Origin of the sequence: Streptomyces sp. BBFR2 (assembly GCF_044497305.1) — a bacterium.
Lineage (GTDB): Bacteria > Actinomycetota > Actinomycetes > Streptomycetales > Streptomycetaceae > Streptomyces.
The window spans coordinates 88,983-104,681 of sequence record NZ_CP172415.1 but is presented as its reverse complement, the minus strand read 5'-3'; the positions used below and the strand labels follow the sequence as shown (position 1 = coordinate 104,681).

Genomic DNA, 15,699 nt, shown 5'->3' with positions numbered 1-15,699 from the left:
GCTAACCTCACTTGCTCACGCTAAGGTCTGCCTGCCCTTAGGTGGGCCCGTATGTGACAGCGCGACAGCAAGGGAACCCGGATGCTCCTCGACCGAACGACACGTACGAAGTCCTGGCGGCGGGTGGCGGCAGCGGTGGCCGCCGCGGCCCTCGGCGCGGGTCTCCTCGCGGGGTGCGGCGCCGGATCGGCGGACGAGGGCGGGAAGGGCGGCGGCGCGGCCGCCTCCGGCGCGTTCCCGGTCACCGTGGAGCACGCGTTCGGGTCCACCACCGTCCCCAAGGCGCCCGAGCGGGTCGTGACCGTGGGCTACACCGACGACCAGGACGTCCTGGCCCTCGGCGTCAAGCCCGTCGGCATGGTCGACCAGTACCCGAACCCGGGGGGCAAGAGCCCCGACGTCAACACCCAGTGGCCCTGGGTGAAGGACAAGTGGGGCGGCGCCCGGCCCGAGGTCATCATGAACAACGGTGACTCCGGCCCCAACTACGAGAAGATCGCCGCCCTGCGGCCGGACCTGATCGTCGCGGTGTACTCCGAGATCGACAAGGACGCGTACGACAAGCTCTCCCGGATCGCGCCGACGGTGGCGCGCACCAAGGCCGAGAAGGAGCCGTTCAGCGCGCCGTGGCAGGACAACGCCCGCCACATCGCCAAGGCGCTCGGCAAGTCCGGCGAGGGCGACAAGATGATCCAGGGCATCCAGGACAAGCTCGCCGGCGTCCGGAAGGCGCACCCGGAATTCGCCCGGCAGAAGGCCGTCGCGCTCTCCTGGTACAAGGACGCCGTCGCGCCGTTCACCACCAAGGACGTCCGCGGGCAGCTCCTGAAGGGCATGGGCTTCAAGGGGCAGGAGGAGATCGACAAGATCGCGGGCGGCAAGTTCTCCGTCCCGCTCTCGCCCGAGCGGATGGACCTCGTCGATGTGGACCGGGTGTTCGTCATCAACGACAAGGCGGACACCGACGCGTTGAAGAAGTCCGCGCTCTTCAGCAACCTCAAGGTCGCCAAGGACGGCAAGGTGTCGTACCTCCTCGACAGTGAGGGCCCGGCGGTCGGCGCGGCGATGTCGCAGGCCACCCTGCTCTCCCTGCCGTACGCCGTCGACCAGCTCGTCAAGTCGGCCGGCCGGGAGTGAGCGCCACGCAGACGCGCACCGCCCCGGCGGCCCTGCGCACGACGACGGGGCGGGAGGCGGCCCGGTGGGTCGCGGCGCACTGCCGCGAGATGCCGTGGCTGACCGCGGCCACCGTGCTCAGCACGGTGGCCGGGGCGGCGCTCCAGATGCTCCCGGTGCTCCTGCTCAGCCGGGTGGTGGACGGAGTGACCGGCGGTGAACCGGCCTCCGCCCTGGTCGTGATCGGCGCCTGGATGGCGGGGGCCGCGCTGCTCGGCGCCGCGGCCACCGCGGTGTCGACCTATCTGATCGGGCGGCTCGGCGCCGACCTCCTCGCGCGGCTGCGCGAGGGCGCCGTCCGCGCCGTGCTCGGTATGCCCAGCGCCCGGATCGAGCAGGTGGGCCGCGGGGATGTGCTCTCCCGGGTCGGTGACGACGTCGCCGTCCTGTCGAAGGGCATCCGGCAGGCCATCCCGACGGTGTTCTCCGCCGGGGTGCTGGTGGCCATCGCCACCGTCGGCATGTTCGGCCTCGACTGGCGGCTCGGTCTGGCGGGCGCCTGCGCGCTGCCCGCCTACGGGTTCGCCCTGCGCTGGTACCTGCCCCGCTCCGCGCCGCTCTACCGCACGCAGCGGGCGGCCCAGGCCGACCGTGCGCAGGCGCTGATCAGCGGCCTGGACGGGATCGAGACGGTACGGGCCTACGGTCTGGAGGCGGACTTCCGTGAGAAGGTCGCCGGCGGCTCCCGGCGGGTGCGGGACCTGGGGATCGAGGTGTTCCGCCTCTTCGGCCGGTTCGTCGGGCGGGAGAACCGTGCGGAGTTCATCGGTCTGGTCCTGATCCTCCTGGTGGGCTTCGCCCTGCTGGAGACCGGCTCCGCCACCCTCGGCGCGGTGTCGGCGGCTCCGCTGGTGTTCCACCGGCTGTTCACCCCGCTGGGCGCCATCATGTTCACCTTCGACGAGGCGCAGAAGTCGGGCGCGAGCCTGACCCGGCTCGTCGGAGTGGTGTCGGAGTCCACGGCGGAACGCCTCGTCGGCGACGCGGACCCGGCGCCGGTGGACGGCTCCGGGTATCCGGTGACGGTGTCAGGACTGACGTTCGCCTACCCCGGGGCGGAGGAGCCGGTCCTGCGGGACGTCGATCTGACGATCCCGGCGGGCGGTTCGCTGGCGCTGGTGGGCGCGACGGGCGCGGGCAAGTCGACGCTGGCCGCCCTCATCGCCGGTATCGGGACCCCGCAGGCCGGGTCGGTGCGGATCGGCACGGCCGACCTCGCCGGGCTGGACGGGGCCGGGGCGCGGGCGCTGGTCAGCATCCTGACGCAGGAGACGCATGTGTTCTCCGGCCCGCTCGCCGACGATCTGCGGCTGGCCGCGCCGGAGGCGAGCGACGCCGAGCTGTGGGACGCCCTGCGCACCGTGGGCGCCGCGGAGTGGGCCGAGGCGCTGCCCGACGGACTGGCCACCGGGGTCGGTGAGGGCGGGGAGCGGCTGGACAGTACGAAGGTCACCCATATCGCCCTGGCCCGGCTGGTGTTGGGCCGCGCGCCCGTCGTCGTGCTCGACGAGTCGACGGCGGAGGCGGGCAGTGAGGGCGCCGCCGAACTGGAGCGGGCGGTGCTGGCCGCCTGTGCCGGCCGCACCACGCTGTTCGTGGCGCACCGGCTCACCCAGGCGGTGGCCGCCGACCGGATCGCCGTGCTGGACGCGGGCCGTGTCGTGGAACAGGGCACGCACGACGAGTTGGTGGCCCTCGGTGGCCGTTACGCGCGGCTCTGGCGCGCCTGGCGAGAGGGTAGTTAGGTCAGCCTTACTTAAGTTAGGCTGACCTTAGTACCTTGGAAGGGTGTTGAGTCTTCAAATGATGGAACCGAGCGCTCGTCTCGTGCTGATCCCCCTTGCCCGCCTGGCCGACGTACGCCGCCGCCTCGGCGACCACGCGGACCGGACCATCGCCGAGGCGTGCGCCATCGGACTGGCCCACTGGGCGACCGGCCGGAGCCCGGCGGGTCTGGACCTCACCCCGGGCACGCTCTTCGCGGACGTCCTCGGCTGGGCCGCCAACGGCGGTACGGCGCCCGAAGGCTGGGAGGTCCGGGACGCCGGTGCGGACGGTATGCGGATCACCGTCCCCGAGGACGCCTGGCTCCCCGGCGTCCAGCTCGCGCTGGACGATCTGACGGACTTCCCGGACCGGCCCCTCGGTACCATCGCCGCGACCGGGGCGGCCGAACGGCTCGCCACCCTGGCCGCGTGGAACGACACCGAGGCCGACCGGGACCGGCCCACCCTCGTGGAGCTCTTCCTCCAGCAGGCGCGGACCCGCCCCGACGCCCTCGCCGTCGTGGACGAACGCCGCTCCCTGACCTACCGTCAGGTCGCGGACCTCTCCGCCCAGTTGGCCCACCACCTCATCGGACGCGGACTCACCGCCGAACAGCTCGCCGGTATCTCGCTGGGCCGCTCCGCCGAGATGGTGATCGCCCTGCTCGCCGTACTCCGGGCCGGCGGCGCGTTCGTCCCGCTCGACCCGCAGTGGCCCGCCGCGCGCCGCGCCGTCGTCATCGACGACGCACGGGTCGTGGTGCAGCTCAACGGCGACGGCGCACACGACGCCGCCGAACCGCCCGCCGTCGCCGTCGACCTCGGCAACTGGGCGTACGGCGCCGAGCCCACCGCAGACCCCGGCGTCACCGTCCACGGCAACGCCCTCGCCTACGTGATCTTCACCTCCGGCTCCACCGGCCGCCCCAAGGGCGCGATGATCCGGCACGAGGCGATCAGCGAACGCCTGCTGTGGCAGTCCCGGGAGATCCTCGGCTTCGGCCACGACGACGCCTCCCTGTTCAAGGCGCCGCTCTCCTTCGACATCTCCATCAACGAGATCTTCCTGCCCCTGGTGTGCGGCGGAAAGCTGGTCGTCCTGCGGCCCGGCGGCGAACGCGACCCGCACCACCTGCTGAGCGTCATCGACGAACAGCGCGTCACCTTCACCTACCTCGTCTCCTCCATGCTCGACGTCCTGCTGGAGATCGACGGCGAATCCGGACGCCTCGCGAGCCTGAGGCACGTCTGGTGCGGCGGCGAAGTCCTCACCCCGGAGCTGTACGAACGGTTCCGCACCAAGCTCGACATCCCGCTGTACCACGGCTACGGACCGGCCGAGGCCACCATCGGCGTCTCCCACGTCATCTACCGGGGCGAGGCCGAACGCCTGTCGACCTCCATCGGCAAGGCCAACCCCAACACCCAGCTCTACGTCCTCGACGACGAACTGCGCCCGGTCCCGGTCGGCGTCGGCGGCGAACTCTACGTCGGCGGCTTCCTCCTGGCCCGCGGCTACGTCAACGCCCCCGGCCTGACCGCGTCCCGGTTCGTGGCCAACCCCTTCGCCTCCGACGGCTCCCGGCTGTACCGCACCGGCGACCTCGCACGCTTCGCCCCCGACGGCTCCCTGGACTTCCTCGGCCGCGCCGACAACCAGGTCAAGGTCCGCGGCATGCGGCTCGAACTGGAGGACGTCGAGGCCGGTCTCGCCGAACACCCCGGCGTACGCCACACCTGCGTCGTCGCGAAGAAGAACAGCGCGGGCGGCACCTCCCTCGTCGGCTACGTCATCCCCGCCGCCGGCGGCGAGGACCTGCGGGCCGAGGACGTCAAGGCGTGGGCCGCCGGGCACATGGTCGAATACATGGTCCCGGCGCACCTCGTCGTCCTGCGGGAGTTCCCGCTCACCCCCAACGGCAAGATCGACCGGCGCGCGCTGCCCGAGCCGGAGCGGACCACCGGTACGTTCGTCCGGCCCGCCACCGACGACGAACGCGCGGTGTGCGCGGCCGCCGCCTCGGTGCTGCGGCTGGAGGAAGTCGGCGTCGACCAGGACTTCTTCGACCTCGGCGGGGACAGCATCCTCGCGATCTCGCTGCTCGGCGCGTTGCGCGGGGCCGGACTCCACGTCACCGCACGGCAGATCTTCACCCACAGCCGCCTGGGCGCCCTGGCCGCCGTCGCCACCCGCCAGGACACCGCACCCGTGGACCACGACGACATCGCCACCGGCCCCGTCGCCGGCTCGCCGATCGTCCAGTGGCTCGGCGAGACCACGGACGCGATCGACGGCTTCGTCCAGTCGGTCGTCCTCACCACCCCCGAAGCCCTCACCGCCGACGCCCTCGACGCGCTCCTCACCGCCGTCGTCTCCCGGCACGCCATGCTCCGCGCCCGGCTCGTCCGAGGCGACCGCTGGAGCTTCGACATCCCGGAGACGGGCCCGGCCACCCCCGGATGGCAGGAGAGCGACCGGCCGCTGGACGACTGCGTGGCCCTCGCCACCGAAGGGCTCGACCCCGAAAACGGCGTGATGCTGCGGGCCGTCTGGCGCCGCGCCGCCCGCCAACTGGTCCTCGTCGCCCACCACGTGGTGATCGACGGCGTGTCCTGGCGCGTCCTCATGGACGATCTGGCCACCGCCTGGCGCCGGTACCGCGCGGGCGAGAGCCTCGAACTGCCCGCGGTGGGCACCTCGTTCCGCCGCTGGACCCAGCTCCTCCAGAACGCGTCCTTCGACGAGGACCGCGCCCACTACGCCCGCCCGCTGCCCGGCGAGGACGCCCCGCTGGGCAGGCGCCCGCTCACCGCCGCCGACACCGTCGCCCGGGAACGGCAGACCACCCTGACGACCGGACCCGGGACCACGGCGGCGCTGCTGGGCGAGATACCCGCGAAGTTCCACGCGGGCGTCAACGACGTCCTGCTGACCGCGCTCGCCGTCGCCCTCGCCCGGTGGCGCCGCGACCGCGGCCAGGAGCAGACCTTCGCCCACATCGAACTGGAGGGCCACGGCCGCGAAGCGCGCCATGTGGCGGACGCCTCCGGCGCCGAACCGGATCTGTCGCGGACCGTCGGCTGGTTCACCACACTCTTCCCGGTGACCGTCGACCCCGGCACCGCGGACGGCCTCACCGACCCCGGGCACCTCACCGCCGCCCTCAAGGCGGTCAAGGAGGACCTCGCCCGCGTCCCCCGCAACGGCCTCTCCTACGGCGCCCTGCGCCACCTCTCCGACGCCGCCTTCCCGGCCCCCGCGCCGCAGGTCCTCTTCAACTACCTGGGCCGCTTCGACGCCGGAGCCGCCGGGGACTGGCAGCTCGCCGGAGCCACCGGACAACTGGGCGAGAAGCGCGACCCGCGGATGCGGCTGCCGCGCGCCCTGGAGTTCAACGCCATCGCCGAACCCGCCGCCGACGGCGCGTACGCCCTCGTCACCACCGTCTCCTGGCCCGAGGGGATGTTCACCGAAACGGACATCGACACCCTCGGCGGCTACTACACGGCGGCGCTCGACGCACTGGCCGCACTCGACACGGGCGGCCACTCACCGAGCGACTTCCCGCTGGTCCGCCTGACCCAGGACGACGTCGACGCGCTGGACGGCCCCGGGCTGCACACCGTCCTGCCGCTGACCCCGCTCCAGGAGGGCCTGTACTTCCACTCGGTCTTCGACGACGACTCCGCGGGCAGCTACGTCGAACAGCAGTTGCTGATGCTGGAGGGCGACGTCGACACAGGCCGGCTCGCCGCCGCGGCCACCCGGCTGCTGACCCTCTACCCGAACCTCGCCGCGCGGTTCACCGCCCTCGCCGACGGCCGCGTCGTCTCCGTACTCACCACCGGCACCGAGGCACCGTTCACCGTCCTCGACCGGCCCGGCATCACCGACGCCGAGCTGCGCGCCCACGCCGAGGCCGACCGCCGCGCCGGATTCGACCTGGCCACCGGCCCGCTGATGCGCTTCACCCTGATCCGCGACCCGGAAGCCGGCCGCACCGTCCTCGTCCAGACCGTGCACCACCTCATCGCCGACGGCTGGTCCGTCCCGCCGATGCTGCGCACGCTGCTCGCCGAGTACCACGCCCCGGGCACGGTCCACCCGACGGGCGGCTTCCCCGACTACGTCGCCTGGCTCGCCGCCCGCGACGAGGAGGAGAGCGACCGCGTCTGGTCCGCCGAACTCGCCGGACTGCCCGGCCCCTCCCTCGTCGCCGAGGGACACACCCCCTCCGACCGCTTCGCCGACACCGCCACCGAGCCCGAGTACGACCTCGACGCCGCCGTCCGGTCGGCCGGCGCCACCCTCAGCGTGGCCGTGCACACCGCCTGGGCGCTGACCCTGGGCGGCATCCTCCACCGCGACGACGTGGTGTTCGGCTCCACCGTCTCCGGCCGCGACGCGGACGTGCCCGGCATCGACGGCATGGTCGGCCTGTTCATCAACACCGTTCCGCTGCGCGCCCGCTGGGACGGCGGCACCACGGCTCGCGAACTGCTCACCGCGGTACGCGAGCACCAGGGCGCGGTCCTGCCCCACCAGCACGTCTCCCTGGCCCGGATCGGCCGCGCGGCGGGCACCGGCACCCTCTTCGACACCCTCGTGGTGTTCGACGTCGCCACCGACGTCGCCGCCCTGCGCCGCCCCGGCGACACCCTGACCATCACCGGCCTGGCCAACGAGGGCGCCCCCCACTACCCGCTGACCCTGGTCGTCGAGCGCTCCCCCGACGGGCGCCCCCGCTTCAACCTGATCCACGACGGCGCCCTGCTCGACGAGAGCGGAGCCCAGGACATCCTGCGCCGGTTCACCTCCGCCCTGGGCGCCCTCCTCACCCGGCCGGACGCCCCCGTCGCCGAGCTGACACCGGCGGACACCCGGACTCCGGCCCCGGTCGCGCCGGTGACCCTCGGGGCCCTCTTCGCCACCGCCGCCGAGCGCGACCCGGCGGCCACCGCCGTCACCCAGTGCGCCCTCGACGGCGCCACCCGGTCCCTGACCTACGGCGAACTGGCCCGGGAGAAGGACGCGTTGGCCGCCACGCTGCGGGCGTCCGGGGTCCGGCCGGGCCGCCGCGTCGCCGTGGCCGTACCGCGCTCCGTGGAACAGGTCACCGCGCTGATCGCCGTCGTCACCGCGGGCGGCGCCTACGTACCGCTGGACCTGGCCTACCCGGACGAGCGGCTGGAGTACATCCTCGCCGACGCCGCGCCGCAGGCCGTCCTCGTCGCCCCGGACCAGCGCGCCCGCTTCACGGCGCTGCTGGAGCGCGCGGGCGTGACCGCCCGGGTGCTGGTCCAGGGCGACGCACCACCGCGGGACGCCCCGGACACCCCGGCGGACGACGGGCCGGGACCGGACGATCCCGCGTACGTGATCTACACCTCCGGCTCGACCGGCCGTCCCAAGGGCGTCGTCGTCCCGCACTCCGCCGTGGTGACGCTGCTCGCGAACACCCGGCCGGACATGGACTTCGGCCCGGACGACGTCTGGGTCCAGTTCCACTCGTACTCCTTCGACTTCGCGGTCTGGGAGCTGTGGGGCGCGCTGGCGCACGGCGGGGAACTGCTCGTCCCCGACTACGGGCTGACGCGCTCCCCGGTCGACTTCCACCGGCTGGTGCGGGAGCGGGGCGTGACGGTGCTCAACCAGACGCCGTCGGCCTTCCACCAGTTCGCCGAGGCCGACCGGCTCGCCGGTGAACCCCTCACCGCCCTGCGCCGGATCATCTTCGGCGGCGAGGCGCTGGACCTCGGACGGCTGCGCGGCTGGGTCGGGCGGTACGGCACCGCCACGCCCGAACTGGTCAACATGTACGGCATCACCGAGACCACCGTGCACGTCACCCACCGGATCCTGACCGACGACGACTTCGCCGCGGGCGACGACGTCAGCCCCATCGGCGGCCCCCTGCCCGGACTCGTCACCCACCTCCTCGACGACCGGCTGCGGCCGGTGCCGCCGGGCACGGTCGGCGCCATCTACGTCGCCGGTGACCAGGTGTCGCTCGGCTACCTGGGACGGCCGGGCCTGACCGCCGGCCGGTTCGTGGCGAATCCGTTCACCGGCGACGGCTCCCGCATGTACCACACGGGCGACCTCGCCCGCCGCACGCTCGGCGGTGAGCTGGAGTTCGCCGGACGCGCCGACGACCAGGTGCAGCTCAAGGGCTTCCGCATCGAGCTGGGCGAGGTCGAGTCCGCGATCCGGGAACTCGACGGGGTGGCCGACGTGGCCGTCACCGTGGCGGACAGCGGGGACCACCTGGTCGCCCACGTCGTGGGCCGGCTGCCGGGCGAACTCTCCGTCCTGCTCGCCGAGAAGCTGCCCGTCCACATGGTGCCGGGCCGTGTCCTGCCGGTGGACGCCCTGCCGCTGACCGTCAACGGCAAGCTGGACCGGAAGGCCCTGATCGCGCGGGCGGCACGGGACGACGCGCCGGAGGCCGCCACCGGCGCCGCGCCCGGCGCGCCCGTGGCCGCCGGCTTCGCGCTCGACGCGCTGATCGGTGTCTTCGCCGACACGCTCGCCCTCCCGGAGGCGGACGCCGACACCGACTTCTTCGCCGCCGGCGGGGACAGCATCGTCGCCATCACCGTCATCAACCGGGCCCGCGCCCTCGGCCTGCCGATCGCCCCGCGCGACGTGTTCGTCCACAAGACACCGCGGGCCCTCGCCGCGTCCCTCACCGCCGCCGCGCCCCGGACCGGGCAGCCCGCCCCGGCGCCCGCACGGCACACGGACGGACCGGTGCCGCCGACGCCGATCATCCTGCGCCAGCGGGAACTGGGCGGCTCCCTCGCCCGGTTCGCCCAGGCCAGGGCGGTCGAGGTGCCCGAGAACGCCGGGCTCGCCGAGGTGGAGCGCGCCGCCCACGCCCTGCTGGCCGCCCACCCCGCCCTGCGGCTGCGGCTGCGGACCGAGCACGGCGTGTGGAGCCTCGTCACCGAACCGGCCCGGCCGGCCACCGTCGTCCGCGCGGAGACCACCGACGCCACGGCCGCCGCGAACGAGGCCGCCGGAAAGCTCGACCCCGCCTCCGGCGACATCGCCGCCTTCACCTGGCTCGCCCCGGCCCGCACCCTGGTGGTCACCGTCCACCACCTCGCGGTCGACGCGGTGTCCTGGCGGATCCTGCTGGACGACCTCGCATCCGCCCTGCGCGGCGCACCCCTCGCCCCGGCGACCACCTCGTACGCCGAGTACGCCGAGGCACTGACGCTGCGCGCCGCCGAAGGCACCGACGCGCTCGGCCACTGGATCGACACCCTCCAGGCACCGCCGCTGCTGCCCGCCGTCGGCGCCCTGCGCGAGAGGACCGTCGTCCTCGACGCGGACCTCAGCGACCTGGTGACGCGCACCGCGCCCGCCGCGCTCGGCGTCGCCCTGACCGAGCTGCTCTGCGGCGCGCTGCGCGCCGCGCTCACCCGCGTCCAGCCGTCGCCCGCCGATCTCACCATCGAGCTGGAGCGGCACGGCCGGGTCCCGGCGCGGGAGGAGCACGACTACACGCGGACGGTCGGCTGGTTCACCGCCATCGCGCCCGTCCGGCTCACCGCGCACACCGACCCGGTCGCCGCCGCCCGCGAACTGGCCGAACGCCAGCCGGACGAGGCCGGGCACGCCGCCTACGGCCGGCTGCGGTACCTCAACCCGCAGACCGCGCCGCTGCTGACCGCCCGCCCGCAGGTCCTCTTCAACTACCTCGGCCGCGGCGGCGAGTCCCGGGCGCTGCACCTCACCGGCGGCGACCGGCCAAGCCCGTACGCCGTGGAGGTCAACGCCTGGACCGACGAGGCCACCGGCTCCCTGCACGCCGCGTTCACCCTCGCCGAGGGCGTCCCCGACACGCTCACCGGGCACTGGCGTGAGGCGCTGGAGTCCATCGCCCGGGCCGCGACGACGGCCGAGCGCACCGCACCGGTCACCCCGCTCCAGCGCGGCCTGTACTTCCAGGCCCAACTGGCCGGCGCGGCCGGACACTACGTCGCGCAGAGCTACTTCGCCTTCGACCGGCGTCTGGAACCCGACGCCCTGGCCGAGGCCATGGGCTGTGTGATGGCCCGGCACCCGGTCGTCGGCGCGGGCTTCACCACCGACGCCGACGGGAGCCCGGTGCAGGTCCTCAAGGCGGGCCGCGAGATCGGCGTCCGCACGGTCGAGCTGTCGACCGACGAGGAGATCGAGGCGCTGCGGACCGAGGACCGCAACACCGGATTCGACCCGGCCGAACCGCCGCTGATCCGGATGACCGTCATCCGGCGGCCCGGCGGCTGCGACGGCCTCCTCCTCAGCTACCACCTGCTGCTCTGGGACGGCTGGTCCCGCGAGATCGTGCTCCGCGACCTCTTCGACGCCTATCAGGCGGTCCTCGGCGGCCGGCGGCCGTCCGTCCTCCCCGCCACCCCCGGCTTCGAGGAGTACGCCCGGGCGATCGCGGCCAAGGACCCCGCCGCCTCCGAGCGTTTCTGGGCGGAGCACCTGGCCCCGCTCACCGGACCGACGCTGCTCGCCGGGCCCGCGCCCGAACTCCCGGACGGTCTGCCGCCCGCCCTGGTGCACACGCTGACCGCCGAGCGGTCCGACCGGCTCCGCGAGACGGCCAAGCGGCACGGCGTCACCCTCAACTCCGTCCTGACCGGCGCGTTCGGCCTGCTCCTCGGCGCGCACACCGGCCGCGGCGACGCGGTGTTCGGCGTGACCGTGTCCGGCCGCGAGAGCGCGGGCGCGCAGGACATCGTCGGCGTGCTGCTCAACACCGTGCCGATGTGGACCCGGGCCCGGCCCGACCACACGGTCCGGGAGTATCTGACGGCCGTCCAGACGGCCCGGGTCGAGGCGATGGAGCACGAACACCTCGGACTCGGCGAGATCCAGCGGGCCGCAGGCCACGACACCCTCTTCGACAACCTCTTCGTGCTCCAGAACTTCCTGGACATGGACGCCTTCGCGGCGATGAACGCCCGCCACGGCATCACCGAGGTCAGGTCGGACGACTCCACCCACTACCCGTTCACCTGGGTCGTCACCCCGGGTGAACGGCTCACCGTCAAGCTGGAGCACCGCCACGGCTCCACCGCCGACGCCCGGCGCCTGCTCGACGACTACGTACGGATCCTGGACGACCTCACCCGCGCGAACGGGCCGGTGGGCGCCCTGCCGGGACTTGGCGCAGTACCGGAGCCGGGGGTCCGTACCGACATCGGCACGGACACCGTGGTCGACCGGTTCGACCGGGCGGCGGACCGCTCCCCGGAGCGGACCGCGCTCGTCGCACACGGCCGCAGCATGACGTTCGCGCAGCTCAGGGACGACAGCCGCCGGCTGGCGGGGGTGCTCGCCGGGCGGGGCATCGGCCCCGAGCGGACCGTGGGCCTGGCGCTGCCGCGCTCCCTGGACTCGATCGTGGCGCTCTTCGCGGTGCTGCGCACCGGCGCCGCGTACGTGCCGCTGGAGCTGGACCACCCGGCCGAGCGGATCGCCTCGATCGTCGCGGACGCCCGACCGGACGTGATCCTCACCGTCGGCGCGGTGGCGCCGCGGCTCACCGGCGACCTCATCGAACTGGACCGCCCGCTCCCGGCGGCCGAGCCGTTCGTGACGTTCACGCCGGACGACCCGCGGCGGCTGCGCCACCCCGCGTACACCATCTACACCTCGGGCTCCACGGGGAAGCCCAAGGGCGTGGTCACCGAGTACGCCGGGCTCACCAACATGCTGATCAACCATCAGCGGCGGATCTTCGCGCCGGTGCTGGCCGACCACGGCGACCGCGTGTTCCGGATCGCCCACACCGTGTCGTTCGCCTTCGACATGTCGTGGGAGGAGCTGCTGTGGCTCGCCGACGGCCACGAGGTGCACATCTGCGACGAGGAGCTGCGCCGCGACGCACCCGCCCTGACCGCGTACTGCCGCGAACACGCCATCGACGTCGTCAACGTGACACCCACCTACGCGCAGCAGTTGGTGGCCGAGGGGCTGCTCGACATCCCCGGGCGGCGCCCCGCACTGGTCCTGCTGGGCGGTGAGGCGGTCACCCCGGCGCTGTGGCAGCGGCTCGCGGACACCGAGGGAACGGTGGGCTACAACCTCTACGGGCCCACCGAATACACCATCAACACCCTCGGCGTCGGCACCTTCGAGTGCCAGGACCCGGTGGTGGGCGTGGCCATCGACAACACCGAGGTGTACGTCCTGGACCCGTGGCTGCGGCCGCTCCCGGACGGCGTCCCCGGTGAGCTGTACGTCTCCGGCACCGGCATCGCCCGCGGCTACCTCGGGCAGCCCGCGCAGACCGCGCACCGTTTCGTCGCGTCCCCGTTCGGCGAGCCCGGCGAGCGGATGTACCGCACCGGCGACCTGGTGGTCCGGCGGCCCGACGGGAACCTGATGTACCTCGGCCGCACCGACCAGCAGGTCAAGATCCGCGGCCACCGGGTCGAGCCGGGTGAGGTCGAGGCGGCGTTCGCGGCGCATCCGGCGGTCCGCTTCGCCGCCGCGGTCGCGCAGCCCGACCCGCAGGTCGACGGCGCGTACCGGCTGGCCGCCTACCTCGTGCTGGACGGCGCCGACCTGGCGACGGTCGCCGCCGAGGCGGGCGCCGGACTGCCGGACTTCCTGCGCCCGACGCACTACGCCCAGGTCGACCGCATCCCGCTGACGGTCAACGGCAAGGCCGACACCAAGGCCCTGCCGGAACCCCGGCCGCTGGGCGCGCTGACCTCGTCGGGGGAGCGCGGCCCGGAAAGCGGGACCGAGTCCGTGGTCTGCGAGTTCTTCGCCGAGGCCCTGGACCTGGACGACGACGAGGTGAGCGCGGTGAGTGACTTCGTCTCCCTCGGGGGACACTCCATGCTGGCCGTCCGGCTCGCCGGACTGCTGCGCCGCGAATTCGGCCCTGTGATCACCATCCGTGATCTGTTCACCCTGCGAACCCCGGAAGCGATTGCCCGCCATCTCGATGACAACTCCTGACACCGCAGGGGCCCGTGGACCGGGCCCCGAAGCGGCACCCGAAACGGGCTCCGGAATCCTCCGGACCGCCGTCCGCCGCAACAGCGGCGCGATGCTCTGGGGCACCGTCCTCATGGGCCTGTACCAGGCGGGTGAGACCGCCTTCCCGATCGCGCTCGGCCTGATCGTCGAGCACACGATGCGGGACCGGAGCCTGCCGGCGCTGGCCCTGTCGATCGCGGCGCTGGCCGTGCTCATCACGGTCGTGTCGCTGTCGTGGCGGTTCGGCATGCGCATCCTGCAGAAGGCCAACACGACCGAGGCCCACCACTGGAGGGTGCGGGTCGCGGCCTGCGGCCTGCAGCCGGTGGCCCGGGACACGGACCTCAAGTCCGGCGAGGTGCTCACCATCGCCACCGAGGACGCCGACCAGACCGCCGACATCGTCGAGGTGGTGCCGATGCTGATCAGCTCCCTGCTCTCGGTGCTGATCGCGGCGGTCGCGCTGAGCATGGCGAGTCTCCAGCTCGGCGCGCTGGTCATCGCCGGGACCGTCGCCATCCTGTCGGTCCTGAGCGTCATGTCGAAGCGGATTGGCAGCAGCACCCGGGAGCAGCAGGCCCGGGTGGCGCGGGCGGGGGCGAAGGTCGCCGACCTGATCACGGGGTTGCGGCCGCTGCACGGCTTCGGCGGCAACCACGCCGCGTTCGGCTCCTACCGGCGGGTCAGCACGGAGGCGAGGCGGCAGGCGATCACCGTCGCCCGGGTGAACGGCACCTACGCGGGCGCCGCGCTGGGCCTGAACGCCGTCCTCGCCGCCTCGGTGACGCTGACCGCCGGCTGGCTCGCCTACCAGGGGCGGATCAGCATCGGCGAGCTGGTCATGGCGGTGGGCCTGGCGCAGTTCATCATGGAGCCGCTCAAGCTCTTCTCCGACATGCCCAAGTACGTGATGATGGCCCGCGCCTCGGCGGAGCGGATGGCGCTGGTGCTGTCCGCCCCGCCGGTGGCGGAGCCCGGGACGGAGCGCCCGGAGCCGGGCGGGTCCCTGGAGGTCGACCGCGTCCGGTACGGGTCCCTGCAAGGCGTCAAGTTCCACATCCCGGCCGGTGAGTTCACCGCCATCGCGGCCTACCAGCCGCGGGCGGCGGCCGAGTTGGCGGCCGTCCTGGCGGTGAACGTCCCGCCGGCCGCCTACGAGGGCGCGGTCCGGCTGGGCGGCCGGGAGCTGGTGGACCTGTCGGTCGAGGCGGTCCGCGCGCAGCTCCTGGTGAACCCTTCCGACGCGGAGATCTTCGGCGGCACGCTCCGCTCCAACATCGACCCGGCGGGGACGAGCCGGATGGTGGCCGAGGCGGTGGAGGCGTCGATGCTGACCGATGTCGTCGCGCTGCACCGCGAAGGGCTGGAGTACGAGGTCCGCGACCGCGGCTCGAACCTGTCCGGGGGCCAGCGGCAGCGGTTGTCGCTGGCCCGGGCCCTGGCGGCGGACGCCGGGGTGCTCGTGCTGCACGATCCGACGACGGCGGTGGACGCGGTCACCGAGCAGCTCGTCGCGCGCAACCTCGCGGCGCTGCGGCGGGGCCGGACGACCGTCGTCCTCACCAGCAGCCCGGCGTTGCTGGACGCCGCCGACCGGGTCCTCGTCCTGGACGACGGCGTCGTCACCGCCGAAGGCACCCACCGTCAACTGCTCGCCGGCGACGAGGCGTACCGGCGCGCGGTGACCCGGTGAAACGGTGACCGCGTGATCCGGTGACCCTGTGACGAGGGGCCCGGACTCCCGGCGGAAAGCCGGGA

Annotated in this window: 4 protein-coding genes; all 4 read left to right on the top strand. The window is 73.6% G+C overall.

Features of this window, described 5'->3' with window-relative positions; genetic code table 11:
• Positions 1–81 precede the first annotated feature (81 nt).
• From ACGH2B_RS00425 to ACGH2B_RS00410, 4 genes are read left to right on the top strand one after another with little or no spacing between them, the layout of a single operon-like run.
• Complete coding sequence (locus ACGH2B_RS00425) at positions 82–1,137, top strand: iron-siderophore ABC transporter substrate-binding protein (protein ID WP_399082169.1); 1,056 nt, start codon at positions 82–84, stop codon at positions 1,135–1,137.
• Complete coding sequence (locus tag ACGH2B_RS00420) at positions 1,134–2,921, top strand: ABC transporter ATP-binding protein (RefSeq protein ID WP_399082166.1); 1,788 nt, start codon at positions 1,134–1,136, stop codon at positions 2,919–2,921. Before ACGH2B_RS00425 ends, ACGH2B_RS00420 begins: the two co-directional genes overlap by 4 nt.
• Before the next feature lie 58 nt (positions 2,922–2,979).
• Complete coding sequence (locus ACGH2B_RS00415; protein ID WP_399082163.1) at positions 2,980–13,920, top strand: amino acid adenylation domain-containing protein; 10,941 nt, start codon at positions 2,980–2,982, stop codon at positions 13,918–13,920.
• Positions 13,907–15,634, top strand: coding sequence for an ABC transporter ATP-binding protein (locus ACGH2B_RS00410; RefSeq protein ID WP_399082160.1), 1,728 nt, complete (start codon positions 13,907–13,909; stop codon positions 15,632–15,634). Before ACGH2B_RS00415 ends, ACGH2B_RS00410 begins: the two co-directional genes overlap by 14 nt.
• Positions 15,635–15,699: the final 65 nt, after the last annotated feature.